General features: G+C 60.7%; 17 protein-coding genes. 8 read left to right on the top strand and 9 right to left on the bottom strand.

All coding sequences use genetic code 11. The features are described from left to right. The first annotated feature begins 19 nt into the window (after positions 1 to 19). Positions 20 to 1,000: a CobW family GTP-binding protein gene (locus J3P84_RS27255; protein WP_434626823.1), complete on the top strand. Its 981-nt coding sequence runs from the start codon at positions 20 to 22 to the stop codon at positions 998 to 1,000. A gap of 12 nt (positions 1,001 to 1,012) precedes the next feature. On the opposite strand, the gene J3P84_RS27250 is transcribed toward J3P84_RS27255, so the two are convergent. Then, positions 1,013 to 1,435 (bottom strand): DUF3301 domain-containing protein, encoded by a 423-nt coding sequence (locus J3P84_RS27250; protein ID WP_434570630.1) that lies wholly within the window; start codon positions 1,433 to 1,435, stop codon positions 1,013 to 1,015. Between the two features lie 119 nt (positions 1,436 to 1,554). Between J3P84_RS27250 and pdxY the strand changes: the two genes are divergently transcribed. Next, entirely contained in the window at positions 1,555 to 2,427 is an 873-nt protein-coding gene (pdxY, locus tag J3P84_RS27245) for a pyridoxal kinase PdxY (RefSeq protein ID WP_434570629.1), read from the top strand. A gap of 250 nt (positions 2,428 to 2,677) precedes the next feature. Here pdxY and J3P84_RS27240 read toward each other — a convergent pair whose 3' ends face one another. Further along, entirely contained in the window at positions 2,678 to 3,163 is a 486-nt protein-coding gene (locus tag J3P84_RS27240) for an acyl-CoA thioesterase (RefSeq protein ID WP_305497705.1), read from the bottom strand. A gap of 267 nt (positions 3,164 to 3,430) precedes the next feature. Here J3P84_RS27240 and J3P84_RS27235 point away from each other — a divergent pair, with 267 nt between their 5' ends. Beyond that, positions 3,431 to 5,194, top strand: a complete 1,764-nt coding sequence (locus J3P84_RS27235) for a cation:proton antiporter (RefSeq protein ID WP_434626820.1) — start codon at positions 3,431 to 3,433, stop codon at positions 5,192 to 5,194. A 21-nt stretch (positions 5,195 to 5,215) separates the two neighbouring features. Here J3P84_RS27235 and J3P84_RS27230 read toward each other — a convergent pair whose 3' ends face one another. From J3P84_RS27230 to uvrD, 3 genes are all read right to left on the bottom strand, one after another. Then, positions 5,216 to 5,623, bottom strand: coding sequence for an SMI1/KNR4 family protein (locus J3P84_RS27230; protein ID WP_003187120.1), 408 nt, complete (start codon positions 5,621 to 5,623; stop codon positions 5,216 to 5,218). A 138-nt stretch (positions 5,624 to 5,761) separates the two neighbouring features. Then, positions 5,762 to 6,637 (bottom strand): Tim44 domain-containing protein, encoded by an 876-nt coding sequence (locus J3P84_RS27225; RefSeq protein WP_434570624.1) that lies wholly within the window; start codon positions 6,635 to 6,637, stop codon positions 5,762 to 5,764. 303 nt (positions 6,638 to 6,940) lie between these two features. Continuing rightward, positions 6,941 to 9,121 carry a DNA helicase II gene (uvrD, locus tag J3P84_RS27220; RefSeq protein WP_434626818.1) on the bottom strand — a complete coding sequence of 727 codons (2,181 nt, stop codon included), beginning with the start codon at positions 9,119 to 9,121 and terminating at the stop codon, positions 6,941 to 6,943. A gap of 261 nt (positions 9,122 to 9,382) precedes the next feature. Here uvrD and J3P84_RS27215 point away from each other — a divergent pair, with 261 nt between their 5' ends. From J3P84_RS27215 to J3P84_RS27205, 3 genes are all read left to right on the top strand, one after another. Then, positions 9,383 to 12,259, top strand: a complete 2,877-nt coding sequence (locus J3P84_RS27215; protein ID WP_434626816.1) for an EAL domain-containing protein — start codon at positions 9,383 to 9,385, stop codon at positions 12,257 to 12,259. Between the two features lie 182 nt (positions 12,260 to 12,441). Further along, positions 12,442 to 13,308 carry a transcriptional regulator HexR gene (gene hexR / locus J3P84_RS27210; protein WP_003187110.1) on the top strand — a complete coding sequence of 289 codons (867 nt, stop codon included), beginning with the start codon at positions 12,442 to 12,444 and terminating at the stop codon, positions 13,306 to 13,308. Positions 13,309 to 13,446: 138 nt separating this feature from the next. Beyond that, positions 13,447 to 13,656, top strand: coding sequence for a PA3496 family putative envelope integrity protein (locus tag J3P84_RS27205; RefSeq protein WP_305497700.1), 210 nt, complete (start codon positions 13,447 to 13,449; stop codon positions 13,654 to 13,656). Here the strand turns inward: J3P84_RS27205 and J3P84_RS27200 are convergent. Next, a complete protein-coding gene (locus J3P84_RS27200) occupies positions 13,598 to 14,560 on the bottom strand; it encodes a LysR family transcriptional regulator (RefSeq protein ID WP_336072855.1) in 963 nt (320 codons plus the stop codon). The two genes, J3P84_RS27205 and J3P84_RS27200, sit on opposite strands and share 59 nt — an antisense overlap. Positions 14,561 to 14,748: 188 nt before the next feature. Here J3P84_RS27200 and J3P84_RS27195 point away from each other — a divergent pair, with 188 nt between their 5' ends. Together J3P84_RS27195 and oadA are read left to right on the top strand one after the other, a co-directional pair. Continuing rightward, positions 14,749 to 16,164 (top strand): acetyl-CoA carboxylase biotin carboxylase subunit, encoded by a 1,416-nt coding sequence (locus tag J3P84_RS27195; RefSeq protein WP_003187105.1) that lies wholly within the window; start codon positions 14,749 to 14,751, stop codon positions 16,162 to 16,164. Between the two features lie 12 nt (positions 16,165 to 16,176). After that, a complete protein-coding gene (gene oadA, locus J3P84_RS27190) occupies positions 16,177 to 17,985 on the top strand; it encodes a sodium-extruding oxaloacetate decarboxylase subunit alpha (RefSeq protein ID WP_434570619.1) in 1,809 nt (602 codons plus the stop codon). Between the two features lie 62 nt (positions 17,986 to 18,047). Here the strand turns inward: oadA and J3P84_RS27185 are convergent, their stop codons facing one another. From J3P84_RS27185 to J3P84_RS27175, 3 genes are all read right to left on the bottom strand, one after another. Further along, complete coding sequence (locus J3P84_RS27185; protein ID WP_434626813.1) at positions 18,048 to 20,249, bottom strand: autotransporter domain-containing protein; 2,202 nt, start codon at positions 20,247 to 20,249, stop codon at positions 18,048 to 18,050. Positions 20,250 to 20,952: 703 nt separating this feature from the next. Continuing rightward, a complete protein-coding gene (locus J3P84_RS27180) occupies positions 20,953 to 21,789 on the bottom strand; it encodes an amino acid ABC transporter permease (protein ID WP_434626811.1) in 837 nt (278 codons plus the stop codon). Further along, positions 21,786 to 22,607, bottom strand: a complete 822-nt coding sequence (locus J3P84_RS27175) for an ABC transporter substrate-binding protein (protein WP_434626809.1) — start codon at positions 22,605 to 22,607, stop codon at positions 21,786 to 21,788. Before J3P84_RS27175 ends, J3P84_RS27180 begins: the two co-directional genes overlap by 4 nt. Between the last annotated feature and the right edge of the window lie 53 nt (positions 22,608 to 22,660).

The raw sequence follows: 22,660 nt of genomic DNA, 5'->3' as shown, positions 1-22,660 counted from the left end.
CCGTCGAAAGCTATCGATCATGTTGCAGAACATACCCACCCATGTGATTGCCGGCCCTTTGGGAGCAGGCAAGACCAGCCTGATCAGGCAATTGCTGGCTCAGCGTCCGGCTGATGAGCGGTGGGCCGTGCTGATCAACGAGTTCGGCCAGATCGGCCTGGATGCCGCGCTGCTGACCCAGGCCGCCGATGGTATCGCATTGGGCGAAGTGGCCGGGGGCTGTTTGTGTTGCGTCAATGGAGCGCCGTTTCAGATCGGCCTTGGCCGTTTATTGCGCAAGGCGCGGCCGCACCGTCTGTTCATCGAACCCTCCGGGCTGGGTCATCCGGCGCAGCTCTTGCGACAGCTGAACGAAGCGCCCTGGCTTGGCGTGCTGACCATCCAGCCTTGTGTGCTGGTCCTGGATGCCCAGGCAATGGCGAACGGCAGGCCGTTGCCCGATGCGCAACGACAGGTCCTGGCTGACACCGGGTTGCTGGTGCTGAACAAGTCCGAAGACCTTACCGACGCCGATCGCGTGGGCATTATTTCCCAATTGCCCGAGATTGCGCTGTATTGGACCCATCAGGCTGCGTTGCCGATTGATCGGCTGCCCGGCCTGGCGAATCGCGGCGACGGAGCTGCGGATAACTTGGCTGTGGATAACTTGAATGTGCCCAAGAGCCTGGGGCAGATGCCGGCCATCTGGAGTGACCCGACGTTGCCAATCTGCCTGCATCAGCAGCAGGGCGAAAGCTGGAGTATCGGTTGGCGCTGGCATCCGGACCAACGATTCGACGTCGGGCAGCTGTCTCGATGGCTGCACGGCAAAGACTGGAAACGCGCGAAGATGGTTATCCACAGCGAGGGCGGTTGGGTTTCCGCCAATGCGTTGGACGCAGGGCCGCTGGAGTGGCAAGCGAGCGAATGGCGACAGGATTCGCGAATCGAACTGATCTTCGCCGAACCCCAAGACGTGGGAATCCTTCAAGCGGGCCTGGCGAGCTGCCGCTACCCTTGAGTCAGCCTCGTTTCAGGGCTTCCATTTATTGTGTTCCTGACGCCACTGGCTCAGCTCGATAACCTCGGCCCGGGGCCGGGTCTGGACCGGTTCGATGGGCGCCTGCGCGGTTTCTTCGAACGGCATCGGATAGGGTGCCAGTTCGATGTGTGCACTGTGGGCGCCGAATTGAGTGATGGTGCCGGTATGACGCGTCTCGCCCGTTACTGTGAATTCGAAGTTATAGACACGTGCCAGGCGCCGTCGCCCGCTGCCGTCTTTCACAAACCCGATCTTGCGCAGCGCCACGTTGCCATCCAGCAGCTCGATCTTGAGATTGGCGCAGTGTTGCATGACCCTCGCCAGAGCCCGTTCGCGCAAGCCATGGTTGTGCCACAGCCAGGCGCCACCGGTAGCCAGCAGCATCAGCACGAAAATGTTTCCAAGGGTCAGCATGAACGAAGTGCTCCAACAAGTTGCCGTCAGCTTAACTGCGTCGCCGGTCTGTCGTACAGGCTGCGTTTAGTCGCATACTGCGCCGCTTGAATTTCATTCGTTTTACGGAAGCTTCCTGCATGAAACGTACGCCTCATCTGCTTGCCATCCAGTCCCATGTGATATTTGGTCACGCCGGCAACAGTGCTGCCGTGTTTCCAATGCAGCGGGTCGGCGTCAACGTATGGCCGCTCAATACCGTGCAGTTCTCCAATCACACTCAATACGGACAGTGGGCCGGAGAAGTGCTGGCGCCTGCCCAGATTCCACTTCTGGTGGAGGGGATCGCTGCCATTGGCGAGCTGGGCAACTGCGACGCGGTGCTGTCCGGTTATCTGGGCAGCGCCGCCCAGGGGCAAGCAATCCTGGCGGGCGTGGCGCGGATCAAGGCTTGCAACCCCAAGGCGCTGTATCTGTGTGACCCGGTCATGGGGCATCCGGAGAAGGGCTGCATCGTGGCGCCCGAGGTGAGCGAGTTTCTGCTGGAAGAGGCCGCTGCCGTGGCGGACATCATGTGTCCGAACCAATTGGAACTGGACAGTTTTGCCGGGCGCAAGGCGCAATCATTGTTCGATTGCCTGGCCATGGCACGTGGGCTGTTGGCTCGTGGACCGAAGGTGGTGCTGGTCAAACACCTGGCTTACCCCGGCAAGCCCGACGACAGCTTCGAGATGTTGCTGGTCACGGCTGACGGGGGCTGGCACTTGCGTCGTCCATTGCTGGCGTTTCCCCGTCAGCCGGTAGGGGTAGGTGACCTGACCTCGGGGTTGTTCCTGGCGCGGATACTGTTGGGCGACAGCCTGGTGGCAGCATTCGAATTCACCGCTTCGGCGGTACACGAAGTGCTGCTGGAAACCCAGGCGTGTGCCAGCTACGAGCTGCAACTGATCCGTGCCCAGGATCGGATCGCCCACCCGCGCGTGCGCTTCGAGGCCACGCCGATCAGCCTTTGACGCATGCAAACTGAGGGGAGCGAGCCAGACTGATGTCTGGTGCCCCTGTGGCGAGGGAGCTTGCTCCCGCTCGGCCGGTCCGACGTCTCGGGCGCAGCAGTCGCGAAACCGGCTGATGCGGTCTGCCTGCAGGAATGCCAGGGCCTGCTACGCAGGCCAGCGGGAGCAAGCTCACTCGCCACGGAATTTCGGTTGCCTGGGCTGACGCTATCGCGAGCAGGCTCGCTCCCACAGTTGGTTTTCGGTGGCTTTACGGCCCGTCCGCCTTGATTTCCTGATAACGCCGTTCCAGCTCCTGGCGGATCTGCCGACGCTGCTGGGCTTGTTCGTAGCGGCGCTTTTCCTCGCTGTTCTGCGGGTGCAATGGCGGGACGGGCGCAGGTTTGCGTTGGTCATCCACGGCCACCATGGTGAAAAAGCAGCTGTTGGTATGGCGCACCGAGCGTTCACGAATATTCTCGGTCACGACCTTGATGCCCACTTCCATCGACGTGTTGCCGGTGTAGTTCACCGACGCCAGGAACGTCACCAGCTCGCCGACGTGGATCGGCTCACGAAAGATGACCTGGTCGACCGAGAGCGTCACCACGTAGCGCCCGGCGTAACGGCTGGCGCAGGCATAGGCAACTTCATCGAGGTATTTGAGCAAGGTGCCGCCATGGACATTGCCAGAGAAGTTGGCCATATCGGGGGTCATCAACACCGTCATCGACAGCTGGGCGTTTCCGGGTTCCATAACGTTCTCACGGTTCAAGGCAGCAATTTCGGGGAGGCGCCTCTGCGGGCGTTGGGTTGTGGCCACTCGTTTTCCAGCCACCCATATCGGGACGCTGCGCCGTTGCTTGCCGTCACGCTTGGGTGGATCTGTTTCCATATATTGCACCGTCTTTTTGCAGGAAGTCGCGGTGTTAACCTGCAAAGCCCGTCAACTTAGGCATTTCCTACAAAAGGACCGGAACCGCCCGACTCCGCGTCGAGGTAATTCACACAAGGAGCCCTCACTATGCATGCCATCAGCTTCATTCAGGACCTGGCGATCATCATGCTGGTGGCGGGGCTGGTAACGGTACTCTTTCATCGTTTCAAGCAGCCGGTAGTGCTGGGCTATATCGTCGCTGGCTTCATCATTGGCCCGCATACGCCACCGTTCGGCTTCATCCACGACGAAGAAACCATCAAGACCCTGGCCGAGCTCGGGGTGATCTTCCTCATGTTCTGCCTTGGGCTGGAATTCAGCCTGCGCAAACTGTTCAAGGTTGGCGCCACGGCGTTCATCGCAGCATTCCTCGAAATTGTCCTGATGATCTGGATCGGCTATGAAATCGGCCGCTGGTTCGACTGGAATACCATGGACTCGCTGTTTCTCGGCGCGATCCTGGCCATCTCCTCGACCACGATCATCGTCAAGGCGCTCAATGACCTGAAAATGAAAAACGAGCGCTTTGCGCAGCTGATTTTCGGGGTACTCATCGTCGAAGATATCCTCGGCATCGGCATCATCGCCTTGCTCTCGAGCATCGCCGTCAGCGGCACGGTGAGTTCCGGCGAGGTGTTCTCCACGGTCGGCAAGTTATCGTTGTTCATGATCGTGGCGTTGGTCATCGGTATCCTGTTGGTGCCCAGATTGCTGGCGTACGTGGCGAAATTCGACAGTAACGAGATGCTGCTGATCACGGTGTTGGGACTTTGCTTCGGCTTCTGCCTGCTGGTGGTGAAGCTTGAATACAGCATGGTGCTGGGGGCATTCCTGATCGGTGCGATCATGGCCGAGTCCCGGCAGTTGCTGAAAATCGAACGTTTGGTAGAGCCGGTGCGCGACTTGTTCAGCGCGATATTTTTCGTGGCGATCGGGCTCATGCTCGATCCGGCGATCTTGCTTCAATACGCCTGGCCGATTGCCGTGATCACCTGCGCAGTCGTGCTGGGCAAGATACTCTCCTGTGGTCTTGGCGCCTTTATCGCTGGCAATGACGGACGCACCTCCCTGCGAGTCGGGATGGGACTTTCACAGATCGGCGAATTTTCGTTCATCATCGCTTCGCTGGGCATGACCTTGCAGGTCACCAGCGATTTTCTTTATCCGGTGGCGGTGGCTGTGTCGGTACTGACCACGCTGCTGACGCCTTACTTGATCCGGGCCGCGGATCCGCTGTCAGTCAGGCTGGCTTCGGCAATGCCGCAACGGCTGACGCGCGTGCTGGGCATGTATGGCGAATGGTTGCGCAGTATTCAGCCACAGGGCGAGAGCGCCCTGGTGGCCGCCATGATCAGGCGAATCCTGCTGCAGGTCGGCATCAACCTGGCATTGGTCATCGCGATTTTTGTTTCGGGCGGCTATTTCGCCGAGCGGATGTCGGTTTACCTGCAAGCCTGGATCAGCGATCCGAGCTGGCAAAAAGCATTGATCTGGGGTGGGGCGCTGCTGTTGTCGCTACCGTTCCTGATCGCTGCGTACCGCAAGCTCAAGGCGCTTTCGATGCTGCTGGCGGAGTTGGGTGTCACGCCGGAGATGGCTGGCCGCCACACGCAGCGCGTGCGTCGGGTCATCGCCGAAGTGATCCCGATCCTGTCGCTGCTGGTGATTTTCCTGCTGCTGGCAGCCTTGTCGGCCAGTATCTTGCCGACCAACAAGTTGCTGGTATTGATTGCCGTGGTGGCGACTGCGGTGGCGGCGCTGCTCTGGCGCTGGTTCGTCCGCCTGCATACGCGGATGCAGGTGGCCTTGCTCGATACGCTGGACAATCACAAGGAGTCGTCCGGGCATTGACCGACGCCAGGCATGGGCGCGTCAGCTTTCCAGCCAGACATCCCGTGCCCAGTGCCAGACCGATTCCCAGGTTTCCTCGGCAATCAGCTCTTCCTCGGCCTGCCACAGCACCACCGTGCCGTCTTCTTCGACGCAATAATAATCGTCGCCGTCCTGGCAGATCGGGATCAGGCTGCGATCGACACCCGCATCCCAGGCATTGGCTGCCACGTCGGGCAAGTAGGTATGGGATTGCGGATCGGTAACGGTCACCGGCTCCAGGCTGCCATAGACTACGTCGCTGACAGTCAGCAAAAACTCCCTGAAGACGAACGGGATATCGATGAACAGTTGCTCCTCGATCTCTACCAGCAAGTCTTCGTCAGGCAACTCCAGTGGAACCGGTACAGGTTCGTTGGCTTCACGCAGTTGTTCGATGATTTCTTCCACGTCCGGGGATCCTCTTTCTCAATGGCGCGGTTTCATATGGGGCGGTTTATACAGTAGCTCGCTATAGATGCAACCGTGAAATAGAAAACCCCGGCCAAGGCCGGGGTTTTTATTTCAACATGCGAAACGCGCAAAGGTTCAACCGTTCTGGCGGATACCTGCAACCAGCCAAGGCTGGTTCTCGCCTTGGGCACGTTCCATGTTCCAGCTTTCGCTGAACGCTTCGCCCTGGTCGAAGCGAGAGTCCTTCGACACGCCGACAAAGGTCAGGGTGGCGATGGTCTTGTCTGCCCGATCGTCGACGCCGTCCAGCTGCACCTGCAGGTTGTCGATGTAGGTGGACTGGTAGCCGTCGCCCAGTTCGGCACGTTCACGCTTGAGGAACTCCAGCAATTGCGGGGTTACGAACTCGGCGATCTTGTCCATTTCGTTCGAGTCCCAATGCTGCTGCAAGGACATGAAGTGGCTGCGAGCGGCTTCGATGAAGCGCTGTTCGTTGAACCAGGCGGGTGCGTTGATCACCGGGCGGGCGGCCACTGGAGCGGCTGAGCCACCGAAGATCGAGCCGCTGGCAGGCTGCTGGTTGAACACTTCACGTTGCATTGGCGCGTGACCGGCCGGAGCGAGTTGCTCCTGCTGCTTGCGACGACGGGCGGCAATAAAGCGGAAGACCAGGAAGGCGATGACCGCCATGATCAGGATGTCGAAGATCTGCATGCCCTGGAAGCCGTCGCCCATGAACATGGAGGCGAGCAGGCCACCGGCGGCGATGCCGGCCAGTGGGCCGAGCCAGCGCGAAGCACCGCTGGCCTTGGTGGCAGCGCCAGCCGCACCGGCAGCGCCTGCGGTGGCAGCGGTTGAACCGGCGGCAGAGGACGGCGCCATCTGGCTGGTCTGGTGAGTCGGGGCGGCGCCCGAACTTTTACCACCGCCAAAACGCTTGGCGGCATTGGCGTCGATGGCCATCGTCAGGCCGATGCACAACGCCATGGCGATGCTAAGAAAACGTTTCATATTAAGGCATTCCCATTTGTGGATAGCACGCGCGCCATGTTGCACAGGTGAACTGTTGCTGGCTAGCGGCAGAGTGTTTCGGGCTTTTGCGTGACAGCTGAGGTTCAGCTTCAGATGCGCAAGAAGGCTTGTTCGCTTTGGGCTGTAGGAAAGGGGGACAAGTTCTATCGGAAATGTTTGGGGTTACCAAAATAAATGTGGGAGCGAGCTTGCTCGCGATAGCGGTTTGTCAGTCAGCATCAATAGTGACTGATCGATTGCCATCGCGAGCAAGCTCGCTCCCACAGGTTTCTATGCAAATCTTTAGATAGCTTCCAGCTTGGCATACCCCAGCATCAGCCATTTGCTGCCTTCGCTGAAGTTCACCTGGACCCGGGCCTGGGCACCGGCGCCTTCGAAATTGAGGATCACGCCGTCGCCAAACACCGAATGCCGCACAGCCTGGCCGAGGCTGAAGCCGGTTTCTGGAATGTCGCTACCGCCAAACAGGCTGCTGCTGCCTTGCTGGTTGCCGCCAAACGGTCGGCTGACGCTGTTGGACAGGCGTACTTCCTGGATAAGACCTTTCGGCACTTCGCGTACGAAGCGTGACACTTTGTTGTAGGTCTCGCTGCCATACAGGCGACGGGTTTCAGCGTAGGTCAGCACCAGGTTCTGCATCGCGCGGGTGATGCCGACGTAGGCCAGGCGACGTTCCTCTTCGAGGCGTCCCGGCTCCTCCAGGCTCATCTTGTGGGGGAACAGGCCTTCCTCCATACCCACCAGAAACACATACGGAAACTCCAGACCCTTGGCGCTGTGCAGCGTCATCAGTTGAATGCTGTCTTCATGCTCGTCGGCCTGGGTATCGCCGGCTTCCAGGGAGGCATGACCGAGGAAAGCCGACAACGGGGACAGGTCTTGGTCTTCTTCGGTGTTTTCGAAGTTGCGCGCGGCGCTGACCAGTTCCTCGAGGTTTTCTACTCGCGCCTGGCCTTTCTCGCCTTTTTCCGCCTCGTGGTAGGCGATCAGGCCGGACTGCTCGATGACGGTCTGGGTCATCAGGTGCAGCGGCATCTCGGCGCATTTGGCGGCGAGGTCTTCGATCAGGTCCATGAACGCTTTCAGCGCACCGGCGGCGCGGCCGGTAACGCCTTTGTTGTCGACCAGTTGGCGCATGGCCTCCCACATTGACACGTGGCTATGGCGCGCATGGTCGCGAATCGCCTCGACGGTTTTCTCGCCGATGCCCCGGGTCGGCACGTTGATCACCCGCTCCAGGGCCGCGTCGTTGCCGCGTCCTTCGATCAGGCGAAGGTAGGCCATGGCGTTCTTGATTTCCGCGCGCTCGAAGAAGCGTTGGCCGCCATAGATTCGGTAAGGGATCCGTTCGCGCAGCAGGGCTTCTTCCAACACCCGCGATTGGGCGTTGGAGCGATAGAGAATGGCGATATCGCTGCGAGCCAGGCCGGTTTTCAACGCGCTCTCGATGGTCTCCACTACATAGCGGGCCTCATCGTGTTCATTGAAAGCGGCGTACAGATTGATCGCCTCGCCTTCGCCGCCGTCGGTCCACAATTCCTTGCCCAGGCGCCCGGTATTATTTGCGATCAACGCGTTGGCGGCCTTGAGGATACCGGCGGTGGAGCGGTAGTTCTGCTCCAGGCGGATGACCTCGGCGTCGGGGAAATCCGCCGAGTACTGATGAATGTTTTCGATCTTGGCGCCGCGCCAGCCGTAGATCGACTGGTCGTCGTCACCTACCACCATCAGGCTGTCGCCACCCTTGGCCAGCAGGCGCAACCAGGCGTACTGAACAGCGTTGGTGTCCTGGAATTCGTCCACCAGCACATGCCGGAAGCGTTTCTGATAATGCGCCAGCAGGCCCGGGTGGTCGCGCCACAGGTCCAAGGCTCGCAGCAGTAGCTCGGAAAAGTCGATGACTCCGGCGCGTTGGCATGCCGCTTCATAGGCTTCGTAGATGCTGCGCATGGTCGCCAGGAACAGGTCACCACTGGCCTGGATGTGCTGCGGGCGCAAGCCTTCGTCTTTCTGGCCGTTGATGAACCATTGGGCCTGACGGGCGGGCCAGCGCTGTTCGTCCAGGCCCAGTTCACGGATGACCCGCTTGACCAGACGCTGCTGGTCATCGCTGTCGAGGATCTGGAAGGTCTGGCTCAGGCCGGCCTCCTGCCAATGGGCCCGCAACAGGCGGTGCGCCAGGCCGTGGAACGTGCCGACCCACATGCCGGCCGGGTTGAGGCCCATCAACTGCTCGATGCGATGGCGCATCTCGGCAGCGGCCTTGTTGGTGAAGGTCACCGACAGGATCGAATGGGGCGAGGCGTTCTCGACCTGGATCAACCAGGCGATACGGTGCACCAGCACTCGGGTCTTGCCGGAGCCGGCACCGGCCAGGACCAATTGACGACCGACGGAGGCAGCAACTGCCTGGCGTTGGGCGTCGTTCAGGGAATTCAGCAGAAGGGAGAGATCATCGCGCATCGAGGCATTCTAGGGTGCGGCGTCACCCCGGGCAAACCGAGCTTTGCATCAGCCGATAAAAAGCCTCCTGGGTGATGACCGGTTGGTCAGCGGCTACAAGCACGGGCGGGGCTCGCTTTCCAAGGTTATTACCCAATGGAATCGCGACTTTTTCGCTGTTTTTATGAGCAGGAGCAGTGTGGGATGGCCTTTGGCTTGTGTATGCTCGGTGCTCGTTTCGGGTGCAGCACGCGCCCCTGAATAAGAACAAGAACATCGCCTATGACCTCCAGTTCCGATCTGGCGGGGCCCTGCGTGGAGCCGCGCCTCATCTGCAAGCAGTACGCCACGGAAATGGCCGTCGAACGCACCAGGCTGTTATATCAGGGTTCGCTGCTGCCCACGCTGTTCATGCTGCTCAACGGGCTGGTGTGCGCGGCGCTCTTATGGACGCCGTCGCGCTACTTCCTGGTCAGCGTCTGGTTGGTCTGGCTGCTGTCGCTGGTGGCGTTGCGGGTGATTCAGGTGGCCGCGTTCGATTCGGCGATACCAAGCCGCCAGGCCCACCCGATCTGGTTGCGCATGTTCCTGCTGGGCTCGGCCATGACCGGCCTGACGTTGGCCGGTGCCGGTATCGCCCTGGTCCCGGCGGACAGCTTCCAGCAACAGGCCTGGGTATTCGGCCTGATCGGCGCGGCCACGCTGTCGGCGAGTGTCGCCTATGCCGTGAGCCTTGCGGCGTTCCTGTCCTTTACCTTGCCCTGCCTGTTGCCGGCCATCGGTTATCTTTTCTGGGGCGGCGACGAGCAGCAGCGTGGCTGGGGCTGGCTTGGGCTGGTGGTGCTGGTTTCGCTGAGTGTGGTGGCCTGGCAGGTCAATCGGCTGATACAGAACGGCATGCTGCGTCGGTTCCAGAACCAGGCACTGATCGAGCATCTGCAGCAAGCACAAGCCCGTGGCGCCCAGCTTAACGAGGCATTGGCCCGGGAGGTCGAACAACGCCGTTCTGCCGAAGCCCAGCTGCGTACGGCGCAGGTTGGCCTGGAGGCGCGGGTCGCACAGCGCAGCCTTGAACTGGAGGCGGCCAGCCAGGCGCTGAGTAAAAGCGAAGCACGCCTGGCACTGGCGCTCAAGGCCAGTGAGCTGGGGTTGTGGGACTGGAACCTGCAGACTGATGAAGTCCATCACACCCAACTCAAGGAGCTGTTTGGCCTGGAACCCGAGTACATAACGGCCATGCTCAGTCATCTCACCCCGCGCCTGCATCCACAGGATCTTCCGGCGCTCAAGCGTGCCCTGGTCGAGCACCTGAAAGGCCGCAGCGAGGATTACCAGATCGAATACCGCGTCCGTCATGGCGATGGCCATTGGGTCTGGATCGAAGACCGTGGCCGGGCAGTGGAACGCAGCGCCACGGGTCGGGTGTTGCGCATGGTCGGCACCCGGCGAGACATCAGTGCCAGCAAAGAGCTTGAACAACAGCGACAACTGGCGGCCACGGTCTTTGAAGCGGCCAGCGAAGGCATTGTGATTTTCGACCCCAACTACGCGTTGCTGGCCGCCAACCAGGCGTTCGCGCGGGTTACCGGCTTCGATATCGCCGACATGCTGGGGCGCAGCGTGGTCGACCTGCCCTGCAGTCGCGATGCACGCCGGCACTATCCGATCATTCGCCAGGCCCTCAAGCAGCATGGCACCTGGCAAGGCGAGCTGGTGGAAGCGCGGGCCAACGGTGAACTCTACCCGCAGTGGTTGCAGTTGAATGTGGTGCGTGATCTGCGAGGGAAAGTCAGCCATGTAGTGGGCTTCTTCGCCGATCTCTCGGCCCGCCGCGAATCCGAGGAGCGGATGCGCTACCTCACTCATTACGACGAACTGACCGGATTGGCCAACCGTTCGCTGTTCCGCGAGCGCCTGCACGAGGCCCATCAACGGGTTCGCCAGGGCGGGCACCGCAGCCTGGCACTGCTGCACATCAACCTCGATCGCTTCAAGTTGCTCAACGACAGCCTCGGCCACGACATCGCCGATCAGTTGCTGCAGAAAATGGCTCGCCGCCTGATCAATGCGTTGCCGGAAGCCGACACCATTGCCAGGCTGTCCGGAGATGAGTTCGCCGTGTTGTTCGACGCCTATGGCAACCTTTCCAGCCTGGCGAGGGTAGCGACCCGGCTATCAGCCAAGCTGCGGCTGCCGCTGACGATCGAGGGACATGAGCTGGTGGTCAGCGCTTCGATCGGCATCAGCCTGTTGCCCGACAACGCTCGGGAAATCTCCACGTTGGTCAGCCAGGCGAACATGGCGATGCAACACGCCAAGCACCTGGGCGGCAATAGCTTCCAGTTTTATACCGACAGCCTTCAGGCCAGCACGCTGGAACGTCTGCAATTGGAGAACCAATTGCGCAAGGCGCTTGAGGAACAGCAACTGAGCGTTTTCTACCAGCCCAAACTGTGCCTGGCGACCGGCCGCCTGAACGCAGCCGAGGCGCTGGTGCGCTGGGACCATCCGACCATGGGCCAGATTCCACCCGCTGACTTCATCGGCTTGGCCGAGGAGACCGGGCTGATCGGACCCATTGGCGAATTCGTGCTCCGCCAGGCCTGCTGGCAGGCGTGCGAATGGCAGCGCCAGGGGCTTGCGCCTATCAGGGTGTCAGTCAATCTCTCGGTGCATCAGTTGCGCCAGGGCAAACTGGTCAGTCTCGTGCGTCAGGTGCTGGAGGAGACCGGCCTGGCCCCACAATACTTGGAGCTGGAGCTGACCGAGAGCCAGTTGCTCGACAGCGTCGAACACATCATCGCTACGTTCCAGCAACTGCGTGATCTTGGGGTCAAGCTGGCGATCGATGACTTTGGCACCGGCTATTCTTCGCTGAGCTATCTCAAGCGTATTCCGGTGGATTACGTGAAGATCGACCAGGCATTTGTTCGTGGCCTGGCGGAGGGCGGGGAGGACGCAGCCATTACCCGGGCAATCATCGCCATGGCTCATGGGCTGTCGCTCAAGGTAGTGGCCGAAGGTGTCGAGCGGCAGGAGCAGCTGGATTTCCTGAAAAACGAGCAATGCGACGAGGTTCAAGGCTATCTCATCAGCCGACCGGTGGGAGCCGAAGGCCTGGCCCGTCTGATGCTCGAGCAGAATAAGCCTGCTTTGTAGCAAAGGGCCCGAGGTCCTGCGATGGCTAGCCTTCGTAACGGCTACACGAAGCGTCCCCCGCCAAAACAAGGGGGAACAAGGCCAATTCAGTTACGTATTGGGCGGGCAGAAAGCCAATTCCTGTAGTATAACTACAAGCTTGCTACATCCCGGCACCCGCCCCATAACAAGAGTCCAGTCCTTTGAACCTGTTGCAACACATCGCCCAGTCGCGCCATCTGCTACGCAAGTCGGAACTGAAGGTCGCCGATCATGTACTGCTTGATCCTGCGGCTGTGATGCACAGTTCCATGGCCGATCTGGCCCATAGCGTCGGCATCAGCGAGCCGACCATCGTGCGCTTTTGCCGCGCGATTGGTTGTTCGGGTTTCCAGGACCTGAAACTCAAATTGGCGCAAAGCCTGGCGGCGGGTGCGAGTTTTGGCCAATTCGCGATTCATGAAGACGATTCGGTCGCCGATTACAGCTTGAAAATCTTCGACACGACCCTGCACACCCTGATGGAAGTTCGCGAGAAGCTCGATCCGGTGGCGTTGCAGAAAGCGGTTACGGCGATGTCCCAGGCCCAACGTGTCGAGTTCTATGGTTTTGGTGCTTCTGGCGCGGTCGCCGCCGATGCCCAGCACAAGTTCTTCCGTCTGTTGCTCACGGCGGCGGCCTATTCCGATCCACATATGCAGGCAATGTCGGCGGTGACGTTGAAGCCTACCGACGTGGCGATCTGTATTTCCCAGTCGGGTCGCTCCAAGGACTTGTTGATCACTGCGAACCTGGTACGTGAAAGCGGTGCCTCGCTGATCACCTTGTGCCCGAGCCAGACGCCATTGGCTGAATTGTCGACGGTGAACCTGGCGATCGACGTGCATGAAGACACGGAAATCTACACGCCATTGACCTCGCGCATCGCGCATCTGGTGGTCATTGATGTGTTGGCCATGGGCGTTGCCATGGCGCGCGGCCCGAGCCTGGTCAATCACCTCAAGAGTGTGAAGCGCAGCCTTCGCAGCTTGCGGTTGTCGCCCAAGTCGGTGAAGGCGCTGGATGACTGAGCGCTGTTCCTGGGGTTGAGGGGTTTCTGTGGCAGGGGAGCACCCCTGCGAATTCATCGTTCTGTAACGCTCGCGCCGCCAAATCGTCATCCCGCGCCGTCATCTTGAAACTCCCGTATACGTCTTGGGAGTCTCGACATGACCCAGTCCTACGAAGACCGCAGCGCCGCCAAAACCCGTCGCCAACAGGAAGACCAACGCCGCATGGCGTTCCGCCGTGCAATCGAAGATCGCTATGAGCAACGGCAGCTTCTGGCAGAAATCAGCGAATTTCCTGACGCCGTAGAGTTCAATTACTGGCAGGCAGCGCCGGCGGCTTCCCGTCGAAACGCTCAACCAGGCCGATAATCTGGGCGCGCTCGCCGCGCACGAATGCCAGGAAGGCATGAGCCACCGGTGACAGACGCTTTGCCCTGGCCTGCACCAGGCACCAGCTGCGGTACAGCGGCAACTCCTCAACCGGCAACTCGATGAGTGCGCCGGAGCTTAGCTCGCGGCTTACGGCGTGGCGCGTCAACAGTGCCACGCCCAGCCCGGCCACCACGCACTCGCGCTGGGCCTCCGCCGACGCCACTTCCAGCGTCTGGGTGAAATGCACCCGCTTCTCCTTGAAATACTCCTCGCACGCCAGCCGCGTGCCCGAACCGGGCTCGCGCAACAGCAGCGTATAAGGTTCCAGGTCCTGCAGGCGCAGCGGGCCGATGTGGCAAAGCGGATGGTCGGGTGGCGCCACGGCAACGATCGGGTTGTTGAGAAATGGCAGGAATTCCAGGCCCATGTCCTGGGGCACCATCGACATGATCACCAGATCGTCACGGTTGTCCGAGAGGCGCCGGATCACCTGGCCGCGATTGACCACGGTGAGGTTCAGATTGACCTCGGGATGTTGGCGCTTGAACGCGGCGAACAGATGCGGGACGAAATATTTGGCACTGGACTCTACCGCCAGCTTCAATTGCCCCTGCAGCGAACCCTGCATGTCCGAAAGCTGCATGTCGAGGTTCTCCAGCCGCCCGAAGATATCCCGACTGGCGCGTTGCAGGGCTTCGGCCGCTTCGGTCATGTAGAGTTTTTTTCCGACGTACTCAAACAGCGGCTGGCCAATCAGCTCTTCAAGGGATCGAATCTGTAGGCTAACGGCCGGTTGTGTGAGAGACATTTCATCAGCCGCGCGGCTGTATGACCTTAGGTCGCACACCTCATTGAAAATCTGCAACTGACGCAACGTCATACGCATCAATGACTTACGCATATATCTGGCTCTCGGGGCGGGGGCGGGCAGGACGACTATAAGTCTTTGCTTATGCACGACCCAACAAATATTCATTTTTGTTAATCAACGACCGGGACTAGTGTGGAGCGGCGACCAATTGTTACATCTGGTCACGCATCGGCCTGGACCTCAGGCCGTGGGTATCACCGGCTCAAGGGAACCTCCAATTGATAACAAAGATCCTGATCGCCAACCGCGGTGAGATTGCCGTCCGAATCGTGCGCGCCTGCGCCGAAATGGGCATTCGCTCGGTCGCGGTCTATTCCGACGCCGACCGCCATGCCTTGCATGTCAAGCGTGCGGACGAGGCCCACAGCATCGGCGCCGATCCGCTGGCCGGCTACCTCAATCCGCGCAAACTGGTGAACCTGGCGGTGGAAACCGGCTGCGACGCGTTGCACCCCGGCTACGGCTTCCTCTCGGAAAACGCCGAACTGGCGGACATCTGCGCCGAGCGCGGGATCAAATTCATTGGCCCGTCGGCGGAAGTCATTCGCCGCATGGGCGACAAGACCGAAGCGCGCCGCAGCATGATCAAGGCCGGTGTGCCAGTGACCCCAGGTACCGAAGGCAACGTGGCGGGTATCGAAGAGGCTCTGACCGAAGGTGATCGGATCGGTTACCCGGTGATGCTCAAGGCCACGTCCGGCGGTGGTGGCCGTGGTATCCGTCGCTGCAACAGTCGCGAAGAGCTCGAGCAGGCCTTCCCGCGAGTCATCTCCGAAGCCACCAAGGCGTTCGGTTCGGCGGAAGTGTTCCTGGAAAAATGCATCGTCAATCCCAAGCACATTGAAGCGCAGATTCTCGGTGACAGTTTCGGCAACGTGGTGCATCTGTTCGAACGGGATTGCTCGATCCAGCGCCGTAACCAGAAGCTGATCGAAATCGCCCCGAGTCCGCAACTGACGCCTGAACAGCGCGCCTACATCGGCGACCTCTCGGTGCGCGCCGCCAAGGCCGTGGGCTACGAAAATGCCGGCACCGTGGAGTTCCTGCTCGCCGAGGGCGAGGTGTACTTCATGGAGATGAACACCCGGGTGCAGGTGGAACACACCATCACCGAAGAAATCACCGGTATCGACATCGTTCGCGAGCAGATCCGCATCGCCTCCGGGCTGCCATTGTCGGTCAAGCAGGAAGACATCCAGCACCGGGGCTTTGCGTTGCAGTTCCGCATCAACGCCGAAGACCCGAAAAACAACTTCCTGCCCAGCTTCGGCAAGATCACCCGCTATTACGCACCGGGTGGCCCGGGGGTGCGCACCGACACAGCAATCTATACCGGCTACACCATTCCGCCGTTCTACGATTCGATGTGCCTGAAACTGGTGGTCTGGGCGCTGACCTGGGAAGAAGCGATGGACCGTGGCCTGCGAGCCCTGGATGACATGCGCCTGCAGGGGGTCAAGACCACCGCCGCGTATTACCAGGAGATCCTGCGCAATCCGGAATTCCGCAGCGGCCAGTTCAACACCAGCTTTGTTGAAAGCCATCCCGAACTGACCAATTACTCGATCAAGCGCAAACCCGAAGAGCTGGCCCTGGCCATCGCCGCCGCCATCGCCGCCCACGCAGGCCTGTAAGGAATCATGACAATGTCCAAGAAGATCCACGTTACCGACACAATCCTGCGCGACGCCCACCAATCGCTGCTCGCCACCCGCATGCGTACCGAAGACATGCTGCCGATCTGCGACAAGCTCGACAAAGTCGGCTACTGGTCGCTGGAAGTCTGGGGCGGCGCCACCTTCGACGCCTGCGTGCGCTTCCTGAAAGAAGATCCGTGGGAGCGTCTGCGCCAACTGCGCGCAGCGCTGCCCAACACGCGCTTGCAGATGCTGCTGCGCGGCCAGAACCTGCTCGGCTATCGCCATTACAGCGATGATGTGGTCAAGGCGTTTGTCGCCAAGGCCGCGGTCAACGGTATTGATGTGTTCCGTATTTTCGATGCGATGAACGACGTGCGTAACCTGCGCGTCGCCATCGAAGCAGTGAAGGCTGCCGGCAAGCATGCCCAAGGCACTATCGCCTACACCACCAGCCCGGTGCACACCATCGAAGCCTTCGTGGCGCAGGCCAAGCAGATGGAGGCAATGGGGTGCGACTCGGTGGCGATCAAGGACATGGCCGGCCTGCTGACTCCTTATGCCACTGGCGAACTGGTCAAGGCGCTGAAGGCCGAGCAATCCTTGCCGGTATTCATCCACTCCCATGACACCGCCGGCCTCGCCGCGATGTGCCAGCTCAAGGCTGTCGAGAACGGCGCCGACCATATCGACACGGCGATCTCCAGCTTCGCCTGGGGTACCAGCCATCCGGGTACCGAATCGATGGTAGCCGCCCTCAAGGGCAGCGAGTTCGACACCGGCCTGGACCTGGAACTGCTGCAGGAAATCGGTCTGTATTTCTACGCCGTGCGCAAGAAGTACCACCAGTTCGAAAGCGAATTCACCGCGGTGGATACCCGCGTCCAGGTCAACCAGGTACCAGGCGGAATGATTTCCAACCTGGCCAACCAGTTGAAAGAGCAGGGCGCACTGAACCGCATGAACGAAGTACTGGCGGAAATCCCGCGGGTGCGCGAAGACCTCGGCTTCCCGCCGCTGGTAACCCCGACCTCGCAGATCGTCGGCACCCAGGCATTCTTCAACGTGTTGGCCGGTGAGCGCTACAAGACCATCACCAACGAGGTGAAGCTCTATCTGCAGGGCGGCTACGGCAAGGCGCCAGGTGCGGTGAACGAGAAGCTGCGCCGCCAGGCCATCGGCAGTGAAGACGTGATTGACGTCCGTCCCGCCGACCTGCTCAAGCCGGAGATGACCCGGCTGCGTGGCGAAATCGGCGCCTTGGCCAAATCCGAGGAAGACGTGCTGACCTATGCGATGTTCCCGGACATCGGTCGCAAGTTTCTCGAGGAGCGCGAAGCCGGCACCTTGACCCCGGAAGTGCTGTTGCCTATCCCCGAAGCGGGCAGTGTGAGCTCTGCGGGCGGCGAGGGTGTGCCGACCGAGTTCGTCATTGATGTCCACGGCGAAACCTACCGCGTCGACATTACCGGCGTGGGCGTCAAGGCCGAGGGCAAGCGTCATTTCTATCTGTCCATCGACGGCATGCCGGAAGAGGTCGTGTTCGAACCGCTCAACGAATTTGTCGGCGGCGGCAGCAGCAAGCGCAAGCAAGCCACTGCGCCAGGCCACGTCAGCACCACCATGCCGGGCAACATCGTCGATGTGCTGGTCAAGGAGGGCGATGTGGTGAAAGCCGGCCAAGCCGTGTTGATTACCGAAGCCATGAAAATGGAGACCGAAGTCCAGGCGGCCATCCCGGGCAAGGTCACGGCCATTCATGTCGCCAAGGGCGACCGGGTCAATCCGGGCGAGATCCTGGTCGAAATCGAAGGCTGATCCAAACAGCCTCGATGCAACGTTTTACCTCGGGGGAGCAGGTGCTCCCCTTTTTTTGCCCGTCAGAACGTCATCCGCCACTGTCCCGCCAGCGCACCGTTGCGGTTGTCCTGCCCTGTTTCGCCGCTGTAGCTCAACCCCAGCGTATGACGTGGCGAAATCGCCAGGTCCAGCCCTGCCTGCAGAAGCAGGCTGTCGCGGTCCAGTTCGCCACCTTTGATGTGATAAGTGCTGCTTCCCCTGACCAGGCGCTGATGGGAGCTACCCTGGACGTCCCCATACAAGTGCTTCCAGCCGATGTCCAGACGCGGCGTCACGCGCATGCCGCGATCAAGCAGGAGGGGACGGGCGAGGCGCAGGCCCAGGTCGCTGCTGAAGTGTTCCTGGGCCTGGCCGTTGTACTGCAATGCCGCATCGCCGCCTTTCTCCGTGAAGCCGTCACGTTGATAACGTTGGTAGCCCACTTGGGCATAGGGCTCGAGTTCGAAATGGCCGATATCCAGCTGGTAGCCAAGTTGCCCGAAGACCTGCTGCGTCGTCGCATCGTAGCGACCTTTCAGACGATCCCTGAACCTATTGAAGGCAACGTGGCGCTTGGTACTGCCGTCATGATTGCCATGGACAACGCCCAGGCGCAGCGCCAGCGGCCCGTCCTGGCGCAAGGCATACGCGCCCACCAGCCAACTGTCGAGAGCTCCGTCGAACTGATCGCCGTCGAGCCGCGTCCGGGTTGTGCTGCCGATAAGGCCCAGCCGCCAATCGGGGCTGACAGCCCAGTCGGTTCCCAGCATCACCCCCTGTGTCGAATGCTTCATGGCAACGCCGCCCGGTTGCTTGGCGAGGCTGCCACTGTTGCCGATGGCCTGGACCCAGACCTGGCCGTTGCCGTGCCCACTCGCCGGGTTTCGCCGGCCCATGGCCGCGAGCATACCGCTGCTGATTGGCGCGACGCTGCTCAGGGTGGCGTTGCCAAGGTTTGCCGTGTCATGGCCGCTCAGTTGGTCGATGGCGACAGCGGCGGTGGCCATGTTGGTGCCAAGCAGGGCGTTGATGGCAGTGTTGGGTTTGGGGGCAGGTTTGACCAGTTCTGGCTTGGCTGCGGGCTTGGCCTCGGCGCTTACAACCGCGGGTGGTGCGGCGGGCTCTGACGTTGGATGACTGGGTTGCGGCTCGACGGCAGGCGAGTGCGCAACCGGTGCCGCGATGCCGGGTTCGGGCTGCGCAGGGCTGACCGGCTGCTGTTGAATGGCGTCCACGAATTCGAGCGCGTTGGCGGAGGAAGCTGCCTCTCCCAGTGGGACACCGTTGCGCTTGAAGGTAAGCCCTACCTGGTTTTCCAGCGTGTAGTCAGGTGTAGCCGTCAAAAAGGCGAGTTCATCGACGACCTTGCCGAATGTCCCTTCAATCTTCTGCGCCTCGATCACGATGCGTCTGTTTGTGTCGACGAACTCACCCGGTACGGAGGGGATCTTCAGAGTCGCATTGCCCAACGTAGCGGTGCCGCCAACCTTGATTGTGCTGCTGCCTTTCTCGGCGTCGATTGCGTAAACCAGCGTCGCGCTCTTGGAAAGCTTCAGGTCATTCGTCACCGAAGGGGCGCCCGCTGCGGGGCCGACTTCCAGGGTGCCCGCCACGTCCAGCGCATCGACCGTCCCGCTGCCGCTGAAGCGGGCCTTTTTTCCCACGAAGACAGGCCCGGTGACCGTGCCTTGGTTGGTGAGTTCGCCAAGAACGTGCACCGCGCCGTTGATGTGGCCGCTGTTCAGCAGTTTGGCCTTCGAGTCGACCAGGCTGTTTGCGTCGATACGACCGCCGTTCGACCACTCGCCTTGCTTCAAATACAGGTCCTGGAAACTGCGTATCTCGCCTAATTCGCTTCCCTGGGTATCCAGCTGCAAGACGTTGGCTCCGCCGCCGCCGTCGGTGAGCCCGAAGAGTCTGCCTTGCTTGCTGACCATCACCAGATCGTTGCTGTCGTCCTTCAATAAGGCGTCTTCGCGAACGGTCGTCACGTTGTCGCGTTTCGTATCCGCTGTTGGTGCCATGAACGCCTTGAGACGAGCCTGCATCTCGGTTGTTGTTTCTAAGGGGCGGGTTTCCCCGGCAACTGACTGAGCTATCGAAGACTCGACACAACCCAGTGCCAAGGCAATCGCCAGTGCGAGATGTTGGGGCAGGAATAGATGTTTGGTAGGCATCGAATGCGATCTCTCATGAATGAGGTCGCACTTTAGAAATTCCCTCTGGATGGCGATGCCAGCCATGTTCTCGCCGCAGACAGGATTTGGCGGATGGAATCTGTAGGCTGTTCGTGCTGCGATCAGCGCGTCGTCCGGTTGGATTTCAGGGTTCGCAGCTTTGCCCTACAGCGCTTATGGGCCTTCGGTAAGCTCGCGTTCCCCTGTGGGAGCGAGCCTGCTCGCGATGGCGCAGGGTCAGTCAGTGAAGATGTTGAATGTGCGGGCCCCTTCGCGAGCAGGCTCGCTCCCACAGGCATCCCTGTATGCCGTGAGGTCTGGGTCTGTCGAAGGTTCAGTGTGGGAGCGAGCCTGCTCGCGAAGGTGGTGGGTCAGTTACGCAGTGCTGGCATGCGCCCCGCTCTTGCTCTTGCTCTTGCTCTTGCTCTGCTTTTGATTTTGATCTCAGCGCCCCGTTAACCACGCTGGCCGAACGCAGGCATTGCGCAGTGGGCAACCCGGCATGGATGCCGGGTTAGCCGCGCTGGGCCATGGATGGCCCTTCGCGGCGGCCCACGGAGCAATGCCGGAGTGAGGGCACACCGAGCCCAGGCGAGGTGCCGAGTGGTGGGGCAAAGCGCTTTTGCTTACTTTTGGCTGGTCCGGCTCCCGGCTCTTCCAAAAGTGAGCCGCCGTAAGGGCGGAACCCCAAGCAGCCGTGACCGTAGCAACGGATATGTACACCACCCCCTAAGAGTACGCACCACTCCTGCAAACCGCCGACAACACCTCAGCGATTATGCAGATAAGCCTTCCCATAATGCCGCTCCATCCGCGCCTGAATCAGCTCCAACGCAATGGACATCAGCCAGTAAATAACCGCCGCCGTAGTCAGCATCTCGATATACCGATAGCTGGAACGACCATAGGACTGCGCCAGAAACATCACCTCCCAGACCCCCATCACCGAGATCAGCGAAGAATCCTTGAGCATCGAGATGAACTGGTTGGTGGTCGGCGGGATGATGGTACGCATCGCCTGGGGCAGGGTAACGCGCCAGAAGATCACGGTTTCGCCCATGCCCAGGGCGAGGGAGGCTTCCCGTTGGCCGTGAGGCACGCCGAGAATCCCGGCACGGAAGATTTCGCTCAAGTAGGCGCCGTAGTTGAGTGACAGGGCGATGATTCCCGCAGCGATGGCGCCCGGGACCACGCCCAGTTGCGGCAGGCCCAGATAGATCAGCAGGATCTGGATCAACAGCGGCGTGCCACGAAAGAACGACGCGTAGAAGCTGGCGATGCCGAACGCCACCGCGCTGCTGGACAAGCGCGCCAGCGCGGTGATGAAACCCAGCAGTGACGAGGCGACGATGGAGCACAGGCACAGGAACAGTGTCAGCACCGCGCCCTGCAGAAAGCCGTTGGGCGCCAGGTGCACGCCCAGCAGGTTCGGCAGTTTGTCGAGGATGATCGAGAACTTCAGGTCGAAACTCAGGAAGAAACTGGCGAACAGCACCAGCATCGCGGCCCAGGTCAGATACAGCCGTGTGCGAAAACCGAAGATTTTTTGCAGGCGCGACTCAGCCACCGGTGGAGGTGGCTGGATAGGGGGCGGAAAAGAACTCATTGGCTGATGTCGGCACCGATCCATTTTTGCGAGAGCTTGCTCAGGGTGCCGTCCTGCTTCAGTTGGGCAAAGACTTCACGCACCTTGCTGTTCCACTCGGCGTCGCCTTTCTCGATGGCAACCGAATTGGGCTCTGAATACAGTGGCTCGCCCGCCAGTTTGAAGCGCTTGTCTTCGGTCAGGCGTGGCTGCGCGGTCACCAGGTTGGTCAGCACCGCATCCAGCCGAACCCCGGCGCCGAGGCCCAGGTCCTGGAACGCCACGTTGTCGGTATCGTATGGCGCGATTTGCACGTCCTCGAACGGGTAGCTCAGCTGGGTATCCTCGGCGCCTTCGATCACCAGGTTCTTGTTCAGGTAGCTTTCGTAGCTGGAGGCGCTGGTGAGGCCGACTTTCTTGCCGCTCAGGTCCTTGGCGCCATGGATGCTGTCGTCCTTGGCGTTGACCACGATCACCGCTGGCGAGGCGTAGTACCGCACCGGAAAGTCGAACACTTCGGCGCGGGCCTTGCTCGGTGTCATCGAGCAGATGCAGATGTCGTAGCGGCCACTCCAGTGGCCGGCCGCGATCACATCCCACGAGGGCGTTTCCAAGCGCAGCTTGACCCCAAGCTTTTGCGCGACGGCCTTGGCGACGTCCACGTCGAAACCGTCGAGCTGGTTCTGGTCATTGAGAAAAGAGAAGGGCGGGTAGCTTTCCATCAACACGCCGACCAGTTCTTTTTTCTCCTCGATACGATCCAGCGTGGTGCCGGCAAAGATCGATGAGGAAGCGGCCAGCAGCGTCAAGCCCAGGGCAAGCGGTAAAGGTAATTTCACGATAGATCCCAGGCTGAAAAATAGGTTGTGATTGGCGGAGGAGTGCGCATTAA

Source organism: Pseudomonas sp. Z1-29, from assembly GCF_051131995.1.
GTDB lineage: Bacteria > Pseudomonadota > Gammaproteobacteria > Pseudomonadales > Pseudomonadaceae > Aquipseudomonas.
The sequence above is the reverse complement of the archived record's forward strand: the minus strand, read 5'-3'. Positions and strand labels throughout refer to the sequence as shown.

What these genes read in the sequence shown, in the direction of transcription:
- J3P84_RS27255 (WP_434626823.1), top strand. Translation starts at nt 20, where the DNA reads ATGTTGCAGAACATACCCACCCATGTGATTGCCGGCCCTTTGGGAGCA.
- J3P84_RS27250 (WP_434570630.1), bottom strand. Translation starts at nt 1,435, where the DNA reads ATGCTGACCCTTGGAAACATTTTCGTGCTGATGCTGCTGGCTACCGGT.
- pdxY (WP_434570629.1), top strand. Translation starts at nt 1,555, where the DNA reads ATGAAACGTACGCCTCATCTGCTTGCCATCCAGTCCCATGTGATATTT.
- J3P84_RS27240 (WP_305497705.1), bottom strand. Translation starts at nt 3,163, where the DNA reads ATGGAACCCGGAAACGCCCAGCTGTCGATGACGGTGTTGATGACCCCC.
- J3P84_RS27235 (WP_434626820.1), top strand. Translation starts at nt 3,431, where the DNA reads ATGCATGCCATCAGCTTCATTCAGGACCTGGCGATCATCATGCTGGTG.
- J3P84_RS27225 (WP_434570624.1), bottom strand. Translation starts at nt 6,637, where the DNA reads ATGAAACGTTTTCTTAGCATCGCCATGGCGTTGTGCATCGGCCTGACG.
- uvrD (WP_434626818.1), bottom strand. Translation starts at nt 9,121, where the DNA reads ATGCGCGATGATCTCTCCCTTCTGCTGAATTCCCTGAACGACGCCCAA.
- J3P84_RS27215 (WP_434626816.1), top strand. Translation starts at nt 9,383, where the DNA reads ATGACCTCCAGTTCCGATCTGGCGGGGCCCTGCGTGGAGCCGCGCCTC.
- J3P84_RS27205 (WP_305497700.1), top strand. Translation starts at nt 13,447, where the DNA reads ATGACCCAGTCCTACGAAGACCGCAGCGCCGCCAAAACCCGTCGCCAA.
- J3P84_RS27200 (WP_336072855.1), bottom strand. Translation starts at nt 14,560, where the DNA reads ATGCGTAAGTCATTGATGCGTATGACGTTGCGTCAGTTGCAGATTTTC.
- oadA (WP_434570619.1), top strand. Translation starts at nt 16,177, where the DNA reads ATGTCCAAGAAGATCCACGTTACCGACACAATCCTGCGCGACGCCCAC.
- J3P84_RS27185 (WP_434626813.1), bottom strand. Translation starts at nt 20,249, where the DNA reads ATGGCTGGCATCGCCATCCAGAGGGAATTTCTAAAGTGCGACCTCATT.
- J3P84_RS27180 (WP_434626811.1), bottom strand. Translation starts at nt 21,789, where the DNA reads ATGAGTTCTTTTCCGCCCCCTATCCAGCCACCTCCACCGGTGGCTGAG.